The 21,790-nt window shown below is 67.5% G+C and carries 20 protein-coding genes and 1 pseudogene; 4 read left to right on the top strand and 17 right to left on the bottom strand.

Annotated elements, in window-relative coordinates:
- Positions 1–212: 212 nt before the first annotated feature.
- The 10 genes and pseudogenes from M1203_RS09290 to M1203_RS09245 form a co-directional block, all read right to left on the bottom strand.
- Positions 213–341 (bottom strand): annotated as a pseudogene (locus M1203_RS09290) (IS5/IS1182 family transposase); the annotation flags it as partial.
- Between the two features lie 39 nt (positions 342–380).
- Positions 381–1,253 carry an IS3 family transposase gene (locus tag M1203_RS09285; protein WP_249949057.1) on the bottom strand — a complete coding sequence of 291 codons (873 nt, stop codon included), beginning with the start codon at positions 1,251–1,253 and terminating at the stop codon, positions 381–383.
- Entirely contained in the window at positions 1,250–1,558 is a 309-nt protein-coding gene (locus M1203_RS09280) for a transposase (protein ID WP_249949056.1), read from the bottom strand. Before M1203_RS09280 ends, M1203_RS09285 begins: the two co-directional genes overlap by 4 nt.
- 142 nt (positions 1,559–1,700) lie before the next feature.
- Complete coding sequence (locus M1203_RS09275) at positions 1,701–2,612, bottom strand: NADP-dependent oxidoreductase (protein WP_249949055.1); 912 nt, start codon at positions 2,610–2,612, stop codon at positions 1,701–1,703.
- 150 nt (positions 2,613–2,762) lie between these two features.
- Positions 2,763–3,323: an NADPH-dependent FMN reductase gene (locus M1203_RS09270; RefSeq protein ID WP_249949054.1), complete on the bottom strand. Its 561-nt coding sequence runs from the start codon at positions 3,321–3,323 to the stop codon at positions 2,763–2,765.
- 399 nt (positions 3,324–3,722) lie between these two features.
- The gene (locus tag M1203_RS09265; protein WP_249949053.1) at positions 3,723–4,436 is read right to left on the bottom strand and encodes an SDR family NAD(P)-dependent oxidoreductase; all 714 of its coding nucleotides are present in this window, start codon (positions 4,434–4,436) and stop codon (positions 3,723–3,725) included.
- A 917-nt stretch (positions 4,437–5,353) separates the two neighbouring features.
- Entirely contained in the window at positions 5,354–6,265 is a 912-nt protein-coding gene (locus M1203_RS09260) for a LysR family transcriptional regulator (protein ID WP_249949052.1), read from the bottom strand.
- Positions 6,266–7,153: 888 nt separating this feature from the next.
- The gene (locus M1203_RS09255; protein ID WP_283958431.1) at positions 7,154–8,836 is read right to left on the bottom strand and encodes an ISAzo13 family transposase; all 1,683 of its coding nucleotides are present in this window, start codon (positions 8,834–8,836) and stop codon (positions 7,154–7,156) included.
- 238 nt (positions 8,837–9,074) lie between these two features.
- On the bottom strand, positions 9,075–9,551 hold the full coding sequence (locus M1203_RS09250) for a MarR family winged helix-turn-helix transcriptional regulator (RefSeq protein ID WP_249949051.1): 477 nt from the start codon (positions 9,549–9,551) through the stop codon (positions 9,075–9,077).
- Between the two features lie 198 nt (positions 9,552–9,749).
- Complete coding sequence (locus tag M1203_RS09245) at positions 9,750–10,310, bottom strand: NADPH-dependent FMN reductase (RefSeq protein ID WP_249949050.1); 561 nt, start codon at positions 10,308–10,310, stop codon at positions 9,750–9,752.
- A 202-nt stretch (positions 10,311–10,512) separates the two neighbouring features.
- On the opposite strand from M1203_RS09245, the gene M1203_RS09240 reads away from it, so the two are divergent.
- Complete coding sequence (locus M1203_RS09240; protein ID WP_249949049.1) at positions 10,513–10,980, top strand: MarR family winged helix-turn-helix transcriptional regulator; 468 nt, start codon at positions 10,513–10,515, stop codon at positions 10,978–10,980.
- 400 nt (positions 10,981–11,380) lie between these two features.
- Here the strand turns inward: M1203_RS09240 and M1203_RS09235 are convergent, their stop codons facing one another.
- Positions 11,381–11,947 (bottom strand): ester cyclase, encoded by a 567-nt coding sequence (locus M1203_RS09235; protein WP_249949048.1) that lies wholly within the window; start codon positions 11,945–11,947, stop codon positions 11,381–11,383.
- A 107-nt stretch (positions 11,948–12,054) separates the two neighbouring features.
- Between M1203_RS09235 and M1203_RS09230 the strand changes: the two genes are divergently transcribed.
- Entirely contained in the window at positions 12,055–12,675 is a 621-nt protein-coding gene (locus M1203_RS09230; protein WP_249949047.1) for a TetR/AcrR family transcriptional regulator, read from the top strand.
- A gap of 409 nt (positions 12,676–13,084) precedes the next feature.
- Here the strand turns inward: M1203_RS09230 and M1203_RS09225 are convergent, their stop codons facing one another.
- Complete coding sequence (locus M1203_RS09225) at positions 13,085–13,690, bottom strand: TetR/AcrR family transcriptional regulator (RefSeq protein ID WP_249949046.1); 606 nt, start codon at positions 13,688–13,690, stop codon at positions 13,085–13,087.
- A gap of 88 nt (positions 13,691–13,778) precedes the next feature.
- Here M1203_RS09225 and M1203_RS09220 point away from each other — a divergent pair, with 88 nt between their 5' ends.
- A complete protein-coding gene (locus M1203_RS09220) occupies positions 13,779–14,999 on the top strand; it encodes an alpha/beta fold hydrolase (protein ID WP_249949045.1) in 1,221 nt (406 codons plus the stop codon).
- A gap of 267 nt (positions 15,000–15,266) precedes the next feature.
- Positions 15,267–15,530 carry a hypothetical protein gene (locus M1203_RS09215; protein ID WP_249949044.1) on the top strand — a complete coding sequence of 88 codons (264 nt, stop codon included), beginning with the start codon at positions 15,267–15,269 and terminating at the stop codon, positions 15,528–15,530.
- A gap of 60 nt (positions 15,531–15,590) precedes the next feature.
- Here M1203_RS09215 and M1203_RS09210 read toward each other — a convergent pair whose 3' ends face one another.
- The 5 genes from M1203_RS09210 to M1203_RS09190 form a co-directional block, all read right to left on the bottom strand.
- On the bottom strand, positions 15,591–15,875 hold the full coding sequence (locus tag M1203_RS09210) for a hypothetical protein (protein ID WP_249949043.1): 285 nt from the start codon (positions 15,873–15,875) through the stop codon (positions 15,591–15,593).
- 1,490 nt (positions 15,876–17,365) lie between these two features.
- Entirely contained in the window at positions 17,366–18,592 is a 1,227-nt protein-coding gene (locus M1203_RS09205; RefSeq protein WP_249949042.1) for a site-specific integrase, read from the bottom strand.
- A 142-nt stretch (positions 18,593–18,734) separates the two neighbouring features.
- Entirely contained in the window at positions 18,735–19,193 is a 459-nt protein-coding gene (locus M1203_RS09200) for a helix-turn-helix domain-containing protein (protein WP_249949041.1), read from the bottom strand.
- Between the two features lie 302 nt (positions 19,194–19,495).
- Positions 19,496–20,818: a DNA (cytosine-5-)-methyltransferase gene (dcm, locus tag M1203_RS09195; RefSeq protein ID WP_249949040.1), complete on the bottom strand. Its 1,323-nt coding sequence runs from the start codon at positions 20,816–20,818 to the stop codon at positions 19,496–19,498.
- The gene (locus M1203_RS09190) at positions 20,815–21,783 is read right to left on the bottom strand and encodes a TRM11 family methyltransferase (protein WP_249949039.1); all 969 of its coding nucleotides are present in this window, start codon (positions 21,781–21,783) and stop codon (positions 20,815–20,817) included. Before M1203_RS09190 ends, dcm begins: the two co-directional genes overlap by 4 nt.
- Positions 21,784–21,790: the final 7 nt, after the last annotated feature.

The following is a 21,790-nucleotide window of genomic DNA, read 5'->3' as shown; positions in this document are numbered from 1 at the left end:
TCCTCACAACGGATCACCGTCGAACACGCCCTCGCCGACCACAAACGCTGGAAACAACTGCAGCGCTGGACCCACCGCCGCGACCGTCTCCCCGACACCCACCAAGCGATCGCGGCCCTCGTCTCCGACCGCAACATCACCGACTGAGCAAGCACCTGAGCAGGGCAGACATGTCCCACCCGCTATCACACACCAACTCGTTAGAGCGTGTCCTATGTGGTGAGTCGGATGAGTCGTTTGTAGCTGCATAGGGCGGCGGCGAGGCCGAGGAAGGCGAGGTAGTTGCGGGATTGGCGTTCGTAGCGGTGGTTGAGTCTGCGGTAGCCGGTCAACCACGAGATGAGCTGGTTCCGCTTTGACGGACACCATTGGTGTGGTGGTCAGGCTGCGAGTGCAGTCTCGTATTCGGCGGGGCTGCGGTAGCCGAGGCTGCTGTGCAAGCGGTGCAAGTTGTACCAGCTCTCGATGAAATCGAAGATCGCGGTGCGGGCGGCGGCCCGGGTGGGCCAGGCGGCGGTGTGGAGCAACTCGCGCTTGATGGTCGCGAAGAACGACTCGGCGAGTGCGTTGTCCCAGCATTGTCCGGTGCGGCCGACCGACAGCCGAACGCCCAACTGGTCCGCTAGGGCGGCGAATTGCTGACTGGTGTACTGGCAGCCGCGGTCGGAGTGGAAGATCACCGGGTTGGTGGGGTGGCGTTGCCGGCCGGCGGCCGTGAGGGCATCGGCGACCAGATCGGTGCGCAGATGGTCGGCCGTCGCCCAGCCCACTACCCTGCGCGAGGCGATGTCGATAACGGTGGCCAGGTAGAGCCAGCCTTCCTCTGTGGCAATGTAGGTGATGTCGCCGCACCAGCGGGCGTCCAGCGATCCGGCGTCGGGCTGGAAATCCCGGACGATGAGATCGGGCCGCAGGGCAGCTCGTGGATCGGGAATCGTCGTCAGGTGCCGTCGTCTGCGGTGTCGGCCCTGCAGGCCGGCAGCCCGCATCAGCCGCGCGACACGGCGCCGGCCGCACTCGGCGCCTTCCCGCTTGAGGACGGCATGGATGCGCGGGGCGCCGTAGGTTCCCCGCGATCGCGTATGAACGTCGGTGATCTGCTCCGCCAGCTCGGCGTCACGGACCGCGCGGGAACCAGGGGTGCCGGCGCGGCGGGAGTAGAAGGCGGTCCGGGAGACCTTCAGCAGCTCACATGCTCGTTTGACGCTGTGACCTGCACGCTTCTCCGCCTCGATGAACGGGTGCACCGTCACCGGGTCTCCTGCGCGAAGAAAGCCGTGGCCCGCTTGAGGATGTCGACGTCCTCACGCAGGCGGCGGTTCTCCCGCCGCAGTGCCGCCAGTTCTTCGCGTTCGCTGCTGGGTAGGCCGTCCCGCTCGCCCGCGTCGACCTCGGCCTGCTTCACCCGGTCGCGCACCGCGGTCTCGGTCAGATCGAAGTCCCTGGCGATCTGACCGACCGAGCGGTCACCACGTCGGCACAGCTCGACGATCTCGGCCTTGAACTCGGGCGTGAACGAGCGGCGAGGGCGAGGCTTCTTCTTCCCCATGCTCTCCATGATGGACATCCTCCCGGGGCTGAACCCCTGATCTCGGATGTCCGACAAAGAGGATCAAGCTCAGACAGAGCATCCAGAAGTCTGAGGGCTGTACAGGGGATCCGGCTGATGGGAGCCCATCGCCTGTGCGAAAAAGGCAGGGTTACGCGGGCAGGATGACGAGCTTGCCGCTGACGTGGCCCGTACCGATCGTGTCGAGGGCGGCAGCGGTTTCCGCCAGAGGGTACGTGCCGGAGATCGGAATGGTGAGGCGCCCCGCTTCGATGTGGCGCAGGACTTCGCGGTAGGTCGGGGCCATCGTGCGGCCCACCTGGATCACCACACCTGTGTCGCCGGCATCGAAGTCCACGATGGTCAGGACGCGTTCCGGGCCTCCTGCGAGCTCGATCGAGTCCGGGATCTCGCCTCGGCCGGAGGCGTCGACAACCGCGTCGACACCATCCGGTGCGACGGCCCGCACCCGTTCAACCAGGCCCTCGCCGTAACTGACCGGAATGGCGCCGAACCCGCGCAGCCGGTCGTGGTTTCGCTCGCTGGCGGTACCGATGACCCGGGCGCCGCGGGCCACGGCCAGCTGCACCGCGAAGGTGCCCACGCCGCCCGCGGCGGCATGGATCAGAACCGTCTCGCCCTCAGAAACATTGAGCCGATCCAGGCATATCCAGGCGGTGCCGCCCGCAGCCGCGAGGCTGCCCGCCACCTCCCATGTGACCGTGGCGGGCTTCGCCACGAGCGCACGAGGATCGGCGAGCGCGAACTGGGCGAAGGACGGGGTGAGTGAGTGTCCCAGGACCTCGTCGCCCACGCCGAACCCGCTTACCCCCTCACCGACCGAATCCACTACGCCGGCCACGTCATACCCGAGGCCGGCAGGAAAGCTAAGAGGCCACTGCTCACGCATCAAGCCCCGGAGGATCTTCCAGTCGGAAGCATTGACACCTGCGGCACGGACGGCCAACCGCACCTGACCGGGACCGGGATTCGGAGGCTGTACGTCCACGATCCGCACAACGTCGCCGGCGCCGTACTCAGAAAACTGAACTGCAAGGGACATCACTGAACTCCATCTTCTTGTGGGAGAGGGCCCGCCTTGCCGCTTGGTCGCCCGCGGCGTCCCGTGGGAGGTTCCGGAGCACGCGATGGGCGCGGACCCCGACCCGCACCAGAGTCGAACTGGTGCGGGGAGGGCCGGCAATGGCCGGTGTCAGCCGACGCGGAGTGGCGCCAGGGCCTTGCTCCAGGCGACAACCTGGTCCAGCGTTCCGGTGAGAGCGTCGGTCTGGGCGCCGGCGGGCTTGAAGGTGTTGAAGTTCTCGAAGTCAGTGAAGAGGGACAGCGCGACCTGAGAGCGGACGTCAGCCATCTGCAGCTCGCCCGCGATCAGCCGCAGGGCTTCGACGGCGCGGGTACCACCGGTGGCGCCGTAGCTGACGAAGCCGACGGACTTGTTGTTCCACTCGGCGTGCAGGAAGTCGATGGCGTTCTTCAGCGCACCAGGCACCGAATGGTTGTACTCGGCCGTCACGATCACAAAACCGTCGAAGGAGGCGATCTTCGAGGACCACTCGTAGGTGTGCGGCTGACTGTATCGACCCATCTTCGGCGTATGCAGCTCATCCAGGAGCGGGAGCTTGTAGTCCATCAGGTCGACGAGCTCGTACTCGGCGTCGGTACGGTGCTTTGCCTGCTCGTACACCCAGCGGGCCACGGCCTCACCATTGCGTCCGGGGCGCGTGCTGCCGAGGATGATCCCAATCTTGGTCATCTGCGAACCTTCCATAGGAGATTGTGATTGATCAGTCAAGGAATTTCCTGCGATTCCTCGCCGGATCAAGCGCGCGAAAGTAATTGACTCGACAAGCATATAGGGGGAAGTGTGCCCCCAGAGGGGAAGATCCTGTGTTCCGTGACACGCCCCACGAAGGACCGGGCCCGCGCGGAGCTGCCGTGAAGGCGCAGCAGCCCGCGTTCGGGCCGGCGCGCGGTGCTCACGTGGCCGGTGGAGCCTCCGGAAGGCGGCACCCTCGGTAAAGGCGGGGCGATGCCGTCGGGGTGGCGTGCGTCGACGGCGCCGCGTTCCACCGGTCGAGCACTCCGCTCAGGATCTCCGGGGCATCGGCCGGGGGCGCCACGTGCGCTCCTTGGCCGGGAACATGACGTACGGTCAGTGTCCGGCGCTCATGCCGCCATCGACATGCAGGATCTCGCCCGTGACGAACGGGGCGGTTTCCAGGTAGAGCACCGCGTCGACGATGTCGCTCACCTCACCCATCCGGCCGACCGGGTGCAGGGCGGCGAGAAACTCCCGGGTCTCCGCCGGGTGCATGGGAGTCTTGATGGTGCCAGGCGACACCGCGTTGACGCGGATGCCGCGGGTGGCGTACTCGATCGCCAGGGACTTGGTCGCCGACTGCAGGCCGCCCTTGGTCAGCGAGGCCAGGACGGAGGGGACCCGGGAGTCCGCGTTGTCGACCAGACTCGTGGTGATGCTGACGATGTGCCCGCCGCCCTGGGCGAGCAGATGCGGGACCGCCTGTTGGGTGAGATGGAAGAAGCTGGCGACATTGACGCCGGTGACGCTGACGTAGTCCTCGGCCGTGTAGTCGGTGAAAGGCTTCGCGACGAACACGCCCGCGTTGTTGACCACGGCATCGATACGGCCGAACTGCTTGACGGCTGCGTCAACGACGCGCTCGGCGGTCACCGGGTCGGCGATGTCACCCCGGACGGTCAGGACGTCCGCGTCGTCGGCAGAGGTGATGGTGCGGGATGTGGCTACGACGGCGTAGCCAAGCTTGCGGTAACCCTCGACGAGGGCGGCGCCTATCCCCTGCGACGCACCGGTGACGATCGCGACCTTCTGGTTCCGCGTGCTCATAGTGACCTTCTCACGTAGTGGCCGACCGAGAACTAGTCGACCGGTCGATAATTTGGAGGCCGGGTCGGGCGGGCTCTGGGATGCCAGGACTGGTTTTCTTCCGGGTGGGAACCTTGGCCTCCCGGCGCGAGCCGCCCCAGGAGTGCCTATGGACACCGGCGGGCAGTCCAGGCGTCCAGGGAGTGAATCCCCAGGCCGACGCCGTCACACTGGGCGTCCACGGCGGCCTTCAGCGTCCCCGTTTCGGGAGGCCCGTGCTGCGCGAAAGCGCCGGCTGCTGTGCGGGCGACGGCGATATGGTGCAGTCATTCGGATTTCACGCCTTGGTTCCATGTCGCCGGAAGCATCGGACGGTCGCTGTGACTGTCAGGGCCTTCGGTCGGTTGAACCGGGGAAGGGCGAGTGGTTCTGCGGTGACGGCCGTGTCCCGTGGTTGTGCTGCCTGCGGACATACAGCGATCATCATCGGCTCGCGGGCCCCGATGCCGGCCGGTGCCCGGTCCGGTGAGGAGTCGTACGGGCCAGGAGCGGCCGTCAAGGATATCGGTGATGGAGAAAGACATGGGTTCCTCTTCCAGATTGGGTACTTCCTGCTCGTGAGCTGGATGCCGGACGGACCTCGTCCCCCGGTGTCTCCCGGGCCGGCTGATGCCTGACAGTCCGCCGAGGATCCCGCTCGCCACTGCCGCCTGGCTGTGGGCCGGCTCAGAAAGCCCCCGCGCGCTAACTATTGTTTCCCATGAACCCAGCCTGCGCGCTTGGGCGAGGCAGCGCTACGACCGGCTTCCTTCCCACTGGTAGCCCCCGCCTCACGGCCAACGCACGGCAACCACGAGTCTCCGCCGGTCTCCTCGTGGCAAGGAGTATCGGCGCCAGGCTCCGGACGGAAGATTCCACCCGGGCACGCGGGGATCGGCTTACCGCTTGTGCGGGTCGCCGTCCGGCAGCCATGCGTCTGATGCGTGGATACCGAAGTCGCCGATACCTCGCGTCAAGGCGTCGATGGTGCCCAGCACAGCCGCGCGGACTTCGCTCCGTCGCCATACCAGGGACCAGGTCCAGTAGATCTTGGGGTCAGCGACGGCACGTGCGACCAGGTCGGGCGGTAGTGGAGTGATCTGCCCCTTGGGCGAGTTGACGATCGGACGCCGCAAGCGGCGCACATGGTCGAAGAACGCGGGCCCGGTGATACCGCCGTCGGAGACGCACACGATGCGGGCACCGGCCCCGGCCAGTTGCTCGGCGTAGCCGTTCCAGGACACCCACGTCGTGGCGTCGTCGTCGAGGAGCACGACGGTGTCCCGCACGCGGACCTCGGCGGTGTCCCCGCCGGTGGAGACGGCGTACAACCGGTCGGCGCCGAACAGCCGAGCGTTGAGGTCGCGTTCCTCCAGGTCCTCCTGGCGTACCCAGCACACCGCCAGGTCCAGGCTGCCGTCCGCTACACGGGATGCCTGGGTGTGCGAGGGCGAGACCCACGTATCGATGTTGAGGCGCGCCACGTGCGAGGTGCGGGCAGCCAGGTCCGCCGGCAGCCAGTTGACGTAGCCGAGCCGGACCGGCTCCGAGCCGGCGATCCTGGCCGCACGGTTCCGCAGATCGTCGGCGCGTTCCAGCAGGGAGCGGGTGTGCGGGAGCAGAGTCGCACCTGCCGGCGTAAGGGTCACCGAGCGGCGATCGCGATCGAAGAGTCGCACCCCCAGGTCGCGTTCCAGGGCCTTGATCTGCTGGGACAGGGAGGGGCCGGCGATGAGGAGCCGTTCTGCGGCGCGGCCGAAGTTCAGCTCCTCGGCAACCGCGACGAAGTATCGCAACTGGCGCAGTTCCACAGCCTCATTTTACGTCGCCGGGAGGCCCTACCTACCAGCACGGACGAAGCCGATCACGGCGCCGACCCGGCTCCGGGCTCACCGTGGAGTTCTAACAGAATGGGCAATATTGCCCGACAATGCAGTAGTCGACCGGTCGAGCATTGTCTCTCGTCGCCTGCGCCCACCGCCGACCGCCGCGACGCAGTGTGCGGCCGGCGGTCTGTCTTACCGATATGCCCCGCTCAACAACCGGCGCCTGGGCCGCCCGCTGTGATCAAAAAAGCCATACCGGCACTGCGGCACATCTTAGGTCTGGCCCGGAGATGTGGCCCGAGCCGTTCGTCTCACCACGTCGATAGCTTCCGAACCACGGAGCATACGGCGCCTGCGTGTCGTGAGCCGATCCAGTCTGGAGCCCTGGGGCGTGGCCCGTCTCGCCGGCACGGCGGGAAACGCTCGTCGGCGAGATGGCCGCAAACGCCATCCAGCACACACAGCGACTGCGGCACGCTGCCATATCGTACGCCGATGGCATGGCCCGCCTCGACGCGGAGGATGGCCCCCTGGGCAACCGCACATACGGGACCCTGGGCCGGACGAGGAAAGTGGCCGTGGCCTGCTCCTCGTCGATGCGCTGGCCGAAGAGCGTGACTCCGGCGAAGACGGCTCGACCACGTGGTGCACCCTCGTTGCATGAGAGCAAGGGAAGGCCAGTGCCCGTTCGTTTTCGAAGGGGCACTGGGGGGATGCCCTGTTGGGTACCCATGACTGCCCATGACCGCCCCTTCGCCGCTCCCTGGGCCGTTGCCATGTCAAGGTCGATGAGATGGAGCCGAGGGCGGCGAAGGTGATCTGCCAGGGCGCCCGTGGAGGAGCTTCGCTGCGGCACTAAGGGCTTGCCGGGAATCAACACGACGGTTTGATCTTGGTTTTGTCGGGGTCGAGGAACCTGGCGACGTCTTCCCGTGTGCGGAACCGGGCTCTTGAAGCGGAGACATGGACACCATGAGCTTCCAAGAGCGGGCGGACGTCTTTCACTGCGCGGCTGATGGTCATGGCGGTGGTGTTGAAGAGCTGGCCCAGGAGGTTCATGTTTGCGAATTTTCGCAGATGGAGCACGGTGACAAGGACCCGGTCGGCTGAGGTGAGCTTGGCTTTGGCGCCTGCGCCAGGGGCCACCAGGCGCTCGTGACCTCGACGTGTGCGGAGCAGGTGTTCGCGTTGAACCTCCATCGCTGGCGTCAGCGAGTCGATGAGCTCGCTGAGCTGTCGGCTGGTCATCCCGGTCAGTTCCGGGTCCTGCAGCGAACACGGCGTGAGGTGAGACGGTCTGCCCGCCGGGACCTCGTCCGCTGTGCTGCCGGTGGTCGCCGCGTCCACCGGACGCTGGGAGTGGAGGGTGTAGTTCCAGTCGCCGTGGAAGCGATGACGAGTGATGGGCAGGGCGGCGATCTCGTCGTCGCTGACGCGGATGCCGGTGGGGTACTGGCCGCTGTCGAGTTCGGCATGGACGGTGAGGCCGGTGCGGCTGGTGGTCGCGGCGATGGTCTGGAGCATGACTTCATGGCTGGTCAGGGGCCTGCCGCGCCAGTTCATGGTGATGTGGGAGAACAAGCGGTGCTCAATCTTGTTCCACTTCGAGGTACCGGGCGGCAGGTGACACACCGAGATCTCAAGGCCCGTCTCAGCGGCGAGGTCGGCAAGCTGCGTCTTCCAGCCGCGGGTGCGGTAGCCGTTGGAGCCCTCGCCGTCGGCGGTGATCAGCAGCCGACGGGCACGGGGGTAGTCGTGCCGGCCGCAGGCCCGCCACCAGCGACGGATCGAGGCGACGGCAAACGCCGCGGTGTCGTGATCGGTGCCGATGCCGACCCAGCCGGTGTTCGCCGCCATGTCATAGATTCCGTACGGAGTCGCCTTCTCAGCCTGGCCTGGGAAGGCGTGCGTCTTGACCCGCGCGGGCTGTCCCGCAGGCCGCCATTCGTGCCCGGCGTTCTTGTAGTCGCCGATCAGCTCCTTCTTCTTGCTGTCCACGCTGATCACCGGGTCACCGGCGTCCCTGTGGTCTCGTGCCTGCTCATTGAGGTAGCGGAACTGCGCGTCCCGGTCGGGGTGCTGAGCACCCTCGATGGTCTTGGCGTTGGCCTGCAGACTGAAGCCTTCCTCCCGCAGCAGGCCGGCGACCGTGTCGGCGGAGACCCGGTGGCCCTGCCGGGTCAGCTCCGCCGCCAGCTTCCGGGTCGACTTCGTCGTCCACCGCAGCGGCGACATCGGGTCGCCGCGCTCGTCGGGCTCGACCAACGCCAGCAGCGCGGGCAGCAGCCCCGGGTCCAGGTCACTCGCCTTCTTTCGGCCTCCTCCAGGACGACGGACTCGCCCCAACGGGCCTTGACCAGACTCCAGTTCAGCCACACCGCGCGAGACCGTGCTCTCCCGGGCCCCGGCCGCAGCGGCGACAAGCCTGATCCCACCATGCCCCGATGACCGCGCTTCCGCCCCCATGGCCAGCCGGCGCTGACGCTCGTCCAGATGCGGCAACAACGCCTGGAACTTCGCTGCCAGGACGGCCTCGATCCCCTCTGGTCTCCCCATACCAGAACAACGATCCCCGCAGATGGAAGCCACGACTTGTTTCCCGGCAAGCCCTAAGCGCATCACCAACTCGCAAAGGCCCTCCGCGTCCTTCAGCATGCGTCAGCACGACGCGGGACAACCCTCACTGATGACAGGTGACGGAAGCTACGGTTGGCATCCGGGCGCACCTGCCTGGCTCGGCCGACTGCCGAAGCCGTGGAACATGGCCTGGGGCTGGTGTCCGCCGAGAGGGGCTCTACGTGGCGACGTTGCGCAGGGCCGCCGCGAGTGTCCTGAGGTCGAGCCCGACCAGGTGATCGAGGAAGTGGCGGCGGACGGAGGCCAGGTTGGTCGGCCAGGCCTCCTCCAGGCGTTCGAGACCCGCGGCGGTAAGGACGGCGTTCCAGCCACGAGCGTCTTGTTCCGACCTGACCCGCCGGATGAGCCCCTGGCTCTCCAATCGGGTCGCCAGACGCGTCATGCCGCTGAGCGACATCTCGACTGCGGCGGCGAGATCACTCATGCGCAGCCGCCGGTCCGGCGCCTCGGAGAGGTAGACCAGAGTCAAGTACTCGATGAGGGAGAGCCGTTGCTCCCGCATCATGTCGGCGTCGACGGCGCGCGGCAGGGCGTAGATGACCCGGCTCAGCGATCGCACGACGGCCTCTTCCTCCGCGGAGAGGGGCTGCACCTTGCTCTCAGCGGGATCCGGCTGCCGTGCGGTGCGTGACATGACTCAATGCTACTTGCTCGGCGAAGGAACGGATCAACCGGGCATCGATCGTTGACAGGCACTCACCGCGCGCAGGACCGGCGGACCCTGCGAGGCGGCGCCGTTGCCGCCCTAGAATCCACCGGTCACACGCTCGGCGGCCGTGACTGCCATGTCCGCGCCAGGGCCGCCAGGCAGCCGCACAGGGCCGAGTGACCGCTACGCGACGCGCAGCGAAGCGAGGGCCTTGCTCCACGCCAGCACCTGGTCCAACGTGGCGTTCAGTGCTTCGACCTGGAAGTCGCTGGGCTTGAAGTCGCTGAAGTTCTCGAAGTCGTTGAACAGCGACAGCGCGACCTGCGAACGCACATCGGCCATCTGGAGCTCACCCGCGACGAGACGGAGATGCTCCACCGCACGGGTGCCGCCCACGGACCCGTAGCTGACGAAGCCCACCGCCTTGTTGTTCCACTCCGCGTAAAGGAAGTCGATCGCGTTCTTCAGAACCCCGGACGTCGAGTGGTTGTACTCGGGTGTCACCATGATGAATCCGTCGAACGAGTCGATCTTGCTCGCCCATTCCTGAGTGTGCGGCTGAGCGTACTGGCCCAGCGACGGCGGGAGCATCTCGTCGAGGTGCGGAAGCTTGTAGTCCAGCAGATCGACCAGCTCGAACTCCGCGTCGGTGCGCTGCGAGGCGATGTCGTAAACCCAGCGGGCCACAGCCTCGCCATTACGCCCAGGACGGGTGCTTCCGATGATGATTCCGATCTTGGTCATGCCCAAGCCTTTCGTGATGGTCCTCCCGGCACACGCCCGGGACAGTTGCTTCGACAAGCAATTTAAATGCCGAGTGATTGCTTCGTCAAGTAAACTCGTAAGGGGACATCTCGTGGTGTCAGCGTGGCGGAGACCGCAGGAGTGGCCGCGCCGCCCGGCAGACCCCTTCCTTGACCTGCCAGAGAACGAGGTGATGCCTTCCATGACGCCGAAACCGACGCCGGACGCCGACGCGGTGCGACCACTCACAACGGACGAAGAGGCGGTTGTCCGCTCACTTCCGCGCCTCATCTATGCCCTCTCACGCGCGCTCGACGCCGATATGACCCGTGAGCAGCGGATGTCCGCTACGGAGTACCTGACACTGATGCACCTGTCCGAGGCACCGGACCGCCAACTGCGCATGAGTGATCTCGCCGACGCCTGCGAGATGTCACTCAGCGGCATGACCCGCATCGCACACCGCCTGGAGAGCCAGGGTTTCATCCGACGGGTGCAGTGCGAACAGGACGGCCGCAGTTGGCGTGCCACCCTCACCGAGACCGGCTTCGCCCGCCTGGAGGAGGCCTGGCCCACCCATCTGACCGCGGTGCGTCGCCACTTCCTCGACCACCTGGTCGGCATGGACCTCCGAACCCTCGCCGCCGCGCTGCGAAACGTCGCGACCTGACCCCGTTACCCGACACTCCACCGTCGCAGAGCTGTGAATGTGTTCCGGCGGCGATGGTTAGGCTGCGGGCTCCAAGCGACAGCTACGGGCTCTCGCCGCTGGACCGCGAGGAGTTGCCCCGTGTCGTCGCTCCCATGGGGGTCCGCCGGGCTTTCGCCATCAGCCCTGTGACTGACGGCAGCCTGTCTGCCTCCAGGCGCTGGCCGCGGGTGGCGATCGGGACCGCCGGGACCGCATGCAGACCCGGCCGGCAGAGAACCTCGATGGAAGGCGTGGTGGTCCGCAACGCCGGGGAGGGCACGGCTCCCGCGCTCTTCGTGCCCGGCCGGGTCGACGGTGCGGCCCACTGGCAACCGCTCGCGACGGCCATCGGTCGGCCACCGTCCGGGGGACGCCCCGATCAGCGGCCCCGCTCCACCACAGCGGCTGCCTCGGCCGCCTGCGTCGTGACGCGGGCGGCAGCGCGGGCGGCGCGTCCGGTCACCTTCCAGGCAATCATGCGCAGTGCGGTCACCGGTGCCGGCGGGAAGACTCCCAGCTGTCCCAGCATGGCGATGTCGTCGCGCACGGCCTCATGGCGGACCACCTTGCCGTCGCGCAGATCAAGGACGTGGATCTGCTCGAAGTCGATCTCGCGCCCTGTCGGCGGTATGGCCTGGTCGGGGCTGCCGTCACGGAACCGCACGAAGGTTCCTGTGTGGCGTCCTTGCATGCGCAGCCGGACCCAGACCTGCCGGTCGTTACAGGCCGTCTCCGTGATCGGGAAGCGCAGCTTGCTGAAGGCTGTACGCATCCACGCCCCGGAGGCGAGCACACCCGCAGGTCCCGGACGTGAGCAGGCCGAGGGTCCCACGGCTGCCTCTCGGTTGCGGAAGTCCTCGGAGACCACTTCGGCGGCCAGCCTCGCGTCCCCGGCCTCAAGGATGCGGAAGAGCTTCTCCGCTACGTGGGCAGCGTCCGTTTCCATGATCGGTGGCACCTCTCGTCGCCTGCGCTCCGCAGTGCGCGGAGCCCAATTGAGGTGACACAGTACCTAATGATTAGGAACTCGATGTACTCGCATAGGATGAGGCCATGCCCTCCAAGCGCTCCTATGCCTCCCCCTTGCGTGAACAGGCGGCGGCACGAACCCGCGAGCAGATCCTTCAGCAGGCCACCGAGCTGTTCGCGGAGCGCGGATACGGCCTGGTGACGATCGCGGACATCGCATCCGCCGCCGGCGTCTCCGCCAAGACGGTGTTCGCGAGCGTCGGCAGCAAGGGCGACATCCTGGACAGGATCGTCCATGAAGGCGTGACCACGTCCGGTCACGAGCAGGCCGTTGCGCAACTGCTGGATCACCGGAGGCCGGAAGCGGTCCTGGACATCCTCGCCCGCGGCACGCGCGCCGGCAACGAGGCGCACTTCCTGGTGCACGAGGCCATCCGCAAGGCACTGCCGGTCCACGAGAACGGTGAAACTCTCTGGCAGCGCGCCACGTCGGTCTACCGGGACGCGCTCACCACCGCCGCTCACCACCTCCACACCCTGACTCCCTCACCCTGCTGCACCCCGCAGGAGACGGCCGACTTTCTGTGGTTCTGGTTCGGCCCCTCCACCTGGCGCACGCTCGTGGTCGAAAACGTGTGGTCATGGGACCGCGCCGAAGCATTCCTCCGCCGAACTGCCACTGCCACGCTGTACGGGCATCCGTAAGGACCGCTCGCCGTCGAGCCCGCCCGGGAGGTCAGGCCGTCCGCTCCGGGCGTCGAATGCGGTTTCGCGCGCCGGAGGTCTCCGGCGGTCGGGTCGGCATCAGCGTCCCGTACACCGACATCGCGGACACCCTGTCGCTGTACACAGAGCGCGCACGGCCCCCGGCCGTGCCGCCCCGAGGCGTATCCGGTGTCTCGTTCTAGGGACAGGAACCCACGGCATGTCCCGTCACGGAATCCCGAATCTCACTGAGGCCGGGCCTCGACCTGCCCAACGCCGCTTCCCTGCTGAACACCCTGGCCGTCTGGTTCAGGACAGGACCAGTGGCAGGCGCGGGCAGGCAGGACCAGGGGGGAACAGGTAGGTAAGGGCTGGCGCAGCGCGGCTGGTACGAGGGGGAGGGCCCGCCTCACGCCTCCATAGCCGCGACGATCTTGGCCGCGACCCGGTCGACGTAGCCCTCGTCCACTGGGGTCCTGATGACGACCGAGCGCCAGTAGACGGGACCCGCGAGAAAGTCCAGATTGAGTTCGATGTCCGTGTCGGCGGGCAATTCCCCGCGTTCGACGCCCCTGTGAATGATCTGTGCGGCACTCTCGCGGCGTGCGTCACGGACGCGGGCCAACAGTGTTTCGGCGAGTTCGCCGTTTCGGGCGACCTCGGCCAGCAGGTCAGGGCCGATGCGAGAGACGAGCGGGTTGCTCAGCACGGTCAGCGAGTCGCGGACGAAGCCGGTCACATCGCCGAGGAGACTGCCCGTGTCGGGCACGCCCACGGCTTCGACGGCGACCCGCGAGACCAGTTCCACGGTCATCGCCTGTTTCGAGGCCCAGCGGCGGTAGATGGCCGCCTTGCCGGTACCCGCCCGGCGGGCGATCGCCTCCAGCGACAGCTTGCCGTAGCCAACGGCGGCGAGTTCCTGGAAGTAGGCCGTACGCAGAGCGTCGGTGACCTCGTCCTGGAGTACCGGGCCACCGGGGCGGCGCCGTGAGGCCGTTTCGGCAGTGCTGTCCATTCCCTCACCCTACACGGAACGGAACGGTTGCGTCTCGGCTGGGTATCTCCTAAGGTAGATGCCGAGACGGAACGGATCCGTCTCGACTGTGAGGGTCATAATGAAGTTCCTCTTCGATGACGAGTCGTTCTCCTTCGAGACCCTGCGTGCGGCGGGCTTCGCCAACTACGGCGGGGCCGATCTGGGCGAGATCCTCGTGACCGCACGCGCCATCACGGAGGGCGACGAATCGAGCTGGCACCGGGAGTGGAAGGCGACAGCCGAGCGCGTGCAGACCATCGGTGAAGCCGCCCGTGCAGCCGGCCACCGGGTCAGTGCGCGCGAGGCCCTGCTGCGGGCCTCGAACTACTACCGCACGGCCGAGTTCTTCCTCCGGGAGAACCCTGCCGACGATCCCGAGGTCGCCCGGCTGTCGGCGCTCTCCCACGACACCTTCGCCGCGGCGGCCGAGTTGCTGGACGCCCCGGTGGAGGCCGTGCGGATCCCCTACCAGGACACCTACCTGCCCGGATACCTCTTCCTCGCCGACGGCTCCGGCACTCCGCGCCCGACCGTGGTGTACACCAGCGGCTACGACTCCACGCTGGAGGAGGCGTACTTCGCCGTCGCCGCGGCGGCGCTCCGGCGCGGATACAACGTCCTCGCCTACGACGGGCCCGGCCAGGGCTCCGTCCTGCGCGGTCAGAAGCTCGTGTTCCGGCCGGACTGGGAAGCCGTGGTGACTCCCGTCCTCGACTTCGCCGTCGGCCGTCCCGAGGTCGACACTTCACGGATCGTGCTGTTCGGCTACAGCCTCGGCGGCTACCTCGTCGCGCGCGCCGCGGCGTTCGAGCACCGTGTCGCGGCGCTGATCCTCGACGACGGCATCCACGACTTCCACCAGGCGTTCGCCGGCGTCCTGCCGCCCGCCCTGGCCGGCTGGATCGACGAGGAGCGGGACGACGTCGCCGACCCCGTATTGCACCTGCTCACCCGGACCAGCACCCAGATCCGCTGGGCGCTGCGCAACGGGGCATGGGCCATGGGCACCACCTCCTACGCGGATCTGGTCCGCAAGACCCGCGCCTACACCCTGAACGGGATCGCGGACGAGATCACCGCACCCACACTGATCATGGATGCGGAGAACGACCAGTTCCTCAAAGGACAGCCGGACGAAGTGCAGAAGGCCCTCAGCAACGCAGCCACGACCTTGGTCACCCTCACCGAGGCCGAGGGCGCCGGCGAGCACTGCCATATGGGTGCGATGGGCCGCGCCCACCAGACGATGTTCGACTGGCTGGACACCACACTGGCCCGCACCGCCTGAGACGGCGCCTGCCGCCGCGGGGCAGGGACCGCGGCGTCAACTCGGCGGGCGGTCCGCGGCCATCACAAGATCACCAGGGACGACGGGAACAAGGCGTGCACGCGGTGAACGATGAACACCGGCCGGAACGAGTGGACGCTCCGGCCGCCGCGACGAAGCCCTAGCCGGCACTCACCGCCTGCAGCAAAGCGCCCTTGCTGCACGTCGAAACCCTCGCAAAGATCCTCGTCCAGCGCATCGTGGAGCGGACACCGAAGCTCAACTCCGTTGTCGTGGCTGCGGAGCCGGACATCGTCGAGGCATCACGCGAGAACCTCGCCCCCCTATCAGCATCTTGCGGGCATCGCCGAACTCGGCCGGGAGAAAGCACACGCGCTCGGCCGCCGCAGAGCCGAACAGAACGTACCGGCATCCGCTGTCCCCGACGCCATAAGAACGGGTCTGCGGTTCGTCTGGGAGGACTTCACCGCCCCGATGGCACCGAGCGGCGAGGCCGCCGTCCTGGCCCGCCTCAGCCAGGCCGACGCGTAATGCGCGCCCTGAGCGAACTCTCCGCCGCGCTCGGCGTCGACCCGCGCACGCCAGGGGCAGTCACAGCGCCACACGGACATCGACACACTGCTCCGCGACGACAACGCCACGGGACACCTCCTCACCGCCGACACCCTGAGCCGTCCCCACACCGGGCAGTTCCAGACCGCCGTGGCCCGCAGAACGCACCCCGGCGAACAGCGACAGCGGCTGACCCGGCTGGCCGGCACTGGCATCACCTCCGCGTGGCGGACGGGGACGAACGAGACCACCGCCGTACTCGTCCTCCCCCGGCCTTATCACCAGGGCGCCAGCGAGACGCCTGCTGAATGCCAGAGCCCGCATTCACGCAGGGCACAGGCCGACCGCCAGTCCCCCGGCGTCCAGGTCGCGGCATCTTCCCCGACCGCGAGCCGTTGGAGAAGCACACGATGCGTTCACTCAAAGGCGGACCATCGACGCACCGTCACCATCCCACACGCCAGCCCCCTACTCCGTATAAAGCCGAAAGAGTGGCCGCAGACGGTTGGAATCTCCTGGGACTTTTCTGGGACTTCCAGCCGTATCAAGCAGCATGAGTGCGAAACAGTCAAAAGGTCATTCATACAGGTCAGGACCCCCTCCGTCGCACATAGCAGCAGGTCACGGAATTGGCTGGTCTCTTCCGGGACAAGTGATCACCAAGAACCAGCCGCTCCGCGCAGAACGTCGCCCGCCCTCGCCCCATCGATATACACCAACGAAAAGGGCCTGACCTGCCCAACAGTTCGCCTGACACCCCATCAAAACGAGCGTCATTCCAGCGTCAAGATATCGCCCGCAACGCACGAAACAGCAGGTCAGGCGCCCTTTGCGACCGGTTCAAGGATGGCAACGCACTCCACATGGTGCATCGTGGAAACATGTGGAACCAAAAACATGTGGAAGTTTACGTAGGTCAGCCGCCCCCAAGCGCATTTCGGGCGAGCCACCCATGTGCAGTACGTGCGTTGCGGGCGCTACGAACGGCGGCTTGACGCACGGAGCACAGGCCTCGGGCGAAGCGTTCAATACGGTAGTCATCTCTCGCGACCCCGACGGGCTTCCGCACCCGTCACAGACGGCGGCCCGTTTGATACTGAATGGACTGGTGACAGCACATCTGGACGCAGCCGACTGGGATGCGCGAGCCGCTGCATGAGCAACTGAACGCCGCCCTGCGTGATGTCGGCGCCACCGAGACACAGCGGCTCATCACCCTGGAGGAGGCCGAACGGAACGATGTCCACAGTGGGCTGCGGACCGCGCACGGCCTGGCCGGGCAGGCTATGGGAGGATCTCGTCAAGGCGGGACGGGAGATGCTCGGCTCGGATCTGTTTGGCCTCGGGTAGCCAGGCGCCGCCGCTCCCCCGGCCGTCCGCCCCCGCATCTCGGCTCAACGCCACCGGACTGTCCTTGTGGGTGTCGAAGACCCCATTTATAGCCTGCGCCGTGTAGATTCTCGCGAACGGCGGTGATCGCCTGGTGGGCGTGTCAAGCTGGTCGATCGTGCTGTTGAGACTGCCCTACCGCGCCGTCTCGATCGTGTTCGCTCTCATGCGAATGCTGCCGATGAGCGACGTGGACAAGGAAATCGAGATACTGACGCTGCGTCACCAGTTGTCCGCCCTGCAGCGGCAGATCGACAATATGCGGGCCACCACGGCGGACCGCGCATTCCTTGCCGCGGTCCGACCGACTCATCTGGAGTGTGTGAAGATCCGTTCCACCGCTTTTGCGGAGCAACCGCACTCACCCCGGCGGGGGCGGATCAGATGGCGACGCTCTGCGTTCAGCCGGGGCGCCGGGCTGTGCGTCACATTCGCCGGGCTGCCTCCACAGAGCGGTGCCAGCGGCTTTCGAGGGCTTCGAGGATGCGGTCGTTGAGTTTGGTGGCGACGTGGGAGTAGATGTCGTCGATCTGGTTGGGGAGCGTGTGGCCGAGGCGGCGGGCCTGGGCGACGTCTGGGATGCCGTCTTCGATGAGCCAGGTCTTGTGGGAGTGACGTAGGCCGTGGAAGGTCAGGCCGGGCTTGATCGGTTTCCAGACGGTGTTGTCAGTGAGGGTGGTGCCGTTCACGGCGGGGGCCCAGTAGCGGCGTTGCATGACCGAGCGTCGCAGGAGGCGGCCGGTGACGGTGGTGAAGACGTGGTCGCGCTGGTGGGAGCGCAGGTTCTGGGTGATGAGGTCGGTGAGGAAGGGTGGGAGGGTGATGGTGCGGTCGGAGGCTGCGGTCTTGGGCGGGCCGTAGGAGTGGTGGCCGTTGATCTCGTGGAGTGCGCCGTGGTCGGGGTGGACGATCAGGGCGGTGGCGTCGGCGGTGACAGCGTCGCGGCGCAGGGCGGCGAGTTCGCCCCAGCGCATGCCGGTGTAGGCGGCGGTGATGATCAGCAGGCCAAGGTTGGTGTTGCCGAGGTGGGTGCTGCGGCGGGCGATGGCCAGGACCTGGTGTTCGTCGGCCCAGGCGATTTCGTCGCGGCGGATGCGGCCTCGGGAGCGGGGGATGCGGACGGGGTTGGCGGGGATCAGGCGCTCCCGTACGGCAGCGGAGAGGATGAGGGAGAAGAGCTTGCCGATCGCGGCGACGGTGGTGGGCTTGTAGGTGTCGCGGAGCTGTTTGAACCACAGGGTAACGGCGGTGGGGGTGATGTCGTTCAGCTGGAGGTGGCCCCAGCGGGGGCGGAGGTGGTTGTCGAAGAGGCTGCGGTAGCCGGCGGCCGTGTTGGGGCCGACCTCGATCGTTTCCCACCAGCGCAGGGCCCACGCCTCGAAGGTTTCCTGCCGCACGGGGCGCGGGCCCGTCCAGGTGTCTGGCTCCGGGAGCGGATCGCTGGACGCCGTGGCGGGCGGCAGCGGGCAGGAAGGTGCTTCGGGCGGGACCGCGGAGGTGGCATCCGCGGTGGCTTTGGTGGTCGTGGTGAGAGTGTCGGCGTGGGTGCGTGCTTCGGTCTCGTTGTCGAAGGTGGCGGCGGTAGCGGCTGTGCCGTTCTCGTTCCAGTAGCGGACACGCCAGCGCGTGCCTCGTCGTTCAACCCAGGCCATGGCAATGCCTCCGTGAAGATCAGACAGTGGATGGGACAGGGCCGCGTAACCCCCGACGGGGCGGGGGGTGGTGGGCCGGGTCCATGGACGCTCCCGCTCGGTGAAGAGCGCAAGCCCGGCAGGGCCGTGACGGCAAGACCTTTCAACCGCTGTGGGAAGCCTGGGCTCCGGTACGGATGATGGACTTCAGGTCACTGGCAGAGAAGCGGAGATGACGGCCGATCCTCGTATGCGGCACCGCGTGGGCCGTGGCCTTCTTCCGCAGCCAGGACACCGGGATCTGGAGCAGCTGGGCCGCCTGGTCGGCGGTGTAGAGACGCAGCGCCTCCTCTCCCCCGCCGCCCGGCTGGCGATCCGGGATGACCGCTGGGGCTGTTTCGAGCGCCGTCCCGGCCGTGGGCGATGGCTCGTCCGGGCGGGAGAGACATTTCGGCTCGCTCACGGAGTCGGTGACGAGTTTGGCGCAGGGGTGGGAAGTGGGCGTCGTCGATGGCGTGCGGCGTGGGGGCCGGGAGGGGGGCTGTTTCAGCGGTGTGGCGGTTCCGGTTCCGGTTCCGGTCAGGACCGCTTCCAGGGAGGCGGCTTGACGCATCGTGGCCATCAGTTCGCGTCCTTTCCGGTAGGGAAGCAGGCATGCGGCCGGGTGGATGGCGGGGCGATCGGGCAGACACGTTCGTACACCGGTGGTGTGTCGTCACCACTCATCGGCGGTCTCCTCTGCACTCGGGTCGGGACGGGTGCGGGTTCGGCCAGGCCGGGCGAACAGTGCAGCCGAGCGGTGCGGACCCGGTGGAGCGCCCGCACCGGGTCCCCGACTTTTGCCGCTCTTTCTTCGCCGTCTCTTCGCGGGCTCGATCTCGACTGTTGCCGCCAGGTTGAGGTGGGGTGAGGTGGTCAGGGCTTCTAACCCGAACAACCTCTGTGCCGGAGCACGGGCGGGGCATGGGACGGGATGCCGTCGGGGAGCAGGACGCCGAGGGCATGAGCGGCTTGCTGGGGAACGACGCTGTTGCCGAGGAGGCGGAGTTGGGTGGCGCGGGACAAGCCTTCGGTGGCGGTGACCCAGCCCTTGGGGAGCGACATCATCCATTCGACGAATGCGGCCGAGAGCCGCCGTGTGCCGGGCTGGGTGGGCATGGGTGCGGGGCGTTGGGTGACGTGTTCCCATCGTCGGATGGCGGGCAGGTAGTGGCCCCACCAGTGGGCAGGTGAGTTACGGCTGTTCGCAGGTTCATGCCGCCTTGGCGTTTCGGGCTCGTGCCGGCTCCGTCGTTCCCGTCCGCCGAGGTCGGGGTGGGCAGTAGGTGCTTGGTTTGGTCCGCCGGTGTGGGACTGCGGCCTAGAGTCTTGTGTGTATCGGAGTGCTGCGGTGGGGCGGGTTGCTGCCCTGTGGATGCCTCGGTCGGTGTGGAGCGAGCAGCAAGCGTGGCCGCGGTGGAGGCCAGGGTGGGGCTGCCGTCGCCGTGCTTCTGTTTCGGTGAGCCCTTCGTGCCGTCGCTGGCCTTCGGTGTGGGCAGGAGGTGTTCGATCTCGTCTGCCAAGGTGGGTCCGTGGCCTCCGGCCTTCCGTTTGGCAGGGTGCTGGGAGCCGCCGTTGCTGCCCAGGTTCGATGTCGGGGTCTTCAACAACGGTTCGCTGGCCGGGCGCTGCGGGCCAGGCGGTGAGAAAGACTCTCGCCCGTTGGTGCGGGGCTCCGACGTCAGAGGCGCGTACGCACGTCCAGTTCGCGTCGTACCCGAGGGCGGCCAGGTCCGCGAGTAGCACGCCCAGTGACCGCATACGGGGTTGAGCGGGGGTGTCTCCCACACACCGCGTGCAGGGTTCCAGGTGGCGAAGGGCGTGGGTTCCGGCTCGGGTGGAGAGCAGGCCGCGGACATTCTCGATCACCACCAGACAGGGGTTGAGGGCATCGATGGCGGTCACGACGTGCCGCCACAGGCCGGAGCGTGTGCCGCTGCCCAGCCCGATGCGCGGTCCGGCGACAGAAAGATCCTGGCAGGGGAATCCTGCCGTGAGGACGCACACCGGTTCGACTCGGTGCCAGTCGATGGCTTGTACGTCTCCCAGATTGGGGGTCTGGGGCCAGTGCCGGGCGAGTACCTGGGTGGCGTGGGGATCGGTCTCGGCGTGCCAGGTGGCGTGTCCGCCGAGAGCTGCCGTGACGCCGAGGTCCAGGCCGCCGACTCCTGAGAAGAGGCTGCCGATGGCGGGCTCAGTGGCCGTCACGGGCGGCCTTTCGGATGCAGGTGCGGGAGTGGAGGGGAGTCGAGGTTGCCCGCTGCCCGGCGGTACGGGACCTCGTTCCGCGTGTCGTGTGTGGCGAGGTTGAGTGTGTTTGAGTTCGCGCCGGTGCCGGGTCGGGTGAAGATCAGTACGTCTTCGTGCTGGACCACGGAGAGGGGGATGCCTTGGCGGCGGGCGTCGCGGACGTTCTTCATCTGGAAGAAGGAGGGGCGGGCGATGAGCCTGCTGTCGCGGATGCCGGCGAGGAGGGCGGCGCAGCGTTCGGTGGGGGTGAGTCCGGCGGCTCTTCCGGCGGCGAGGACGGCGGAGGGCAGGTCGATGAGTTCGCCGCGTTCGCGCCAGGGACGGGTTGTGACGACGGCGGTGCCGCCGGGGCGGAGCATGATGCGGCACTGGGTGAGGATTTCGGTGAAGGCGTCGAGGAGCCGGTCGGTGGAGACGTGGGCGAGGTTGGCGGGGTCGTGGCCGTAGCGGAAGTGTTTCTTGACCACTCCGGGTGTGCCGGTTTCGCGGGTGGAGCGGACTTGGCCGTGGACGCTGGATCCGTACGGGGGTGAGGTGATCACGAGGTCCACCGCGCCGTGCAGGGTGGCGGGCATGAGGTGGGTGAGCCGGCGGGCGTCGCCGCAGTGGACAGCGCCTGATCCGGTGCCGCCTTCGTGGCCGGCGGAGACGGCGTTGAGGCGGGCGAGGCGGGCCCATTTCTGTTCGTATTCGATGCCGAGTGCGCAGCGGCCGAGGTGAATCGCTTCGACGAGGGTGGTGCCGATGCCGCACATCGGGTCGAGGACGAGGTCGCCGGAGCGGGTGTAGGTGCGAATGGCGTGGGCGGCGATGGCCGGGAGCATTTTGGCGGGGTGGGCGGCGGAGCCGGGGACGTAGCGGCCTTTGCGCTGGTTGGGGGCGGAGGTGGGGGCGGTGTTCCAGACCGAGACGGGTGAGGGCACAGTGAAC

Origin of the sequence: Streptomyces sp. 35G-GA-8, assembly GCF_023534745.1 — a bacterium.
Classification (GTDB): Bacteria; Actinomycetota; Actinomycetes; order Streptomycetales; family Streptomycetaceae; genus Streptomyces.
The sequence above is the reverse complement of the archived record's forward strand: the minus strand, read 5'-3'. Positions and strand labels throughout refer to the sequence as shown.

What these genes read in the sequence shown, in the direction of transcription:
- M1203_RS09235 (WP_249949048.1), bottom strand. Translation starts at nt 11,947, where the DNA reads ATGGAAACGGACGCTGCCCACGTAGCGGAGAAGCTCTTCCGCATCCTT.
- M1203_RS09265 (WP_249949053.1), bottom strand. Translation starts at nt 4,436, where the DNA reads ATGAGCACGCGGAACCAGAAGGTCGCGATCGTCACCGGTGCGTCGCAG.
- M1203_RS09205 (WP_249949042.1), bottom strand. Translation starts at nt 18,592, where the DNA reads ATGGCCTGGGTTGAACGACGAGGCACGCGCTGGCGTGTCCGCTACTGG.
- M1203_RS09255 (WP_283958431.1), bottom strand. Translation starts at nt 8,836, where the DNA reads ATGGGGAGACCAGAGGGGATCGAGGCCGTCCTGGCAGCGAAGTTCCAG.
- M1203_RS09250 (WP_249949051.1), bottom strand. Translation starts at nt 9,551, where the DNA reads ATGTCACGCACCGCACGGCAGCCGGATCCCGCTGAGAGCAAGGTGCAG.
- M1203_RS09275 (WP_249949055.1), bottom strand. Translation starts at nt 2,612, where the DNA reads ATGTCCCTTGCAGTTCAGTTTTCTGAGTACGGCGCCGGCGACGTTGTG.
- M1203_RS09225 (WP_249949046.1), bottom strand. Translation starts at nt 13,690, where the DNA reads ATGGACAGCACTGCCGAAACGGCCTCACGGCGCCGCCCCGGTGGCCCG.
- M1203_RS09245 (WP_249949050.1), bottom strand. Translation starts at nt 10,310, where the DNA reads ATGACCAAGATCGGAATCATCATCGGAAGCACCCGTCCTGGGCGTAAT.
- M1203_RS09280 (WP_249949056.1), bottom strand. Translation starts at nt 1,558, where the DNA reads ATGGAGAGCATGGGGAAGAAGAAGCCTCGCCCTCGCCGCTCGTTCACG.
- M1203_RS09240 (WP_249949049.1), top strand. Translation starts at nt 10,513, where the DNA reads ATGACGCCGAAACCGACGCCGGACGCCGACGCGGTGCGACCACTCACA.
- M1203_RS09200 (WP_249949041.1), bottom strand. Translation starts at nt 19,193, where the DNA reads ATGGCCACGATGCGTCAAGCCGCCTCCCTGGAAGCGGTCCTGACCGGA.
- M1203_RS09210 (WP_249949043.1), bottom strand. Translation starts at nt 15,875, where the DNA reads ATGCGGGCTCTGGCATTCAGCAGGCGTCTCGCTGGCGCCCTGGTGATA.
- M1203_RS09270 (WP_249949054.1), bottom strand. Translation starts at nt 3,323, where the DNA reads ATGACCAAGATTGGGATCATCCTCGGCAGCACGCGCCCCGGACGCAAT.
- M1203_RS09230 (WP_249949047.1), top strand. Translation starts at nt 12,055, where the DNA reads ATGCCCTCCAAGCGCTCCTATGCCTCCCCCTTGCGTGAACAGGCGGCG.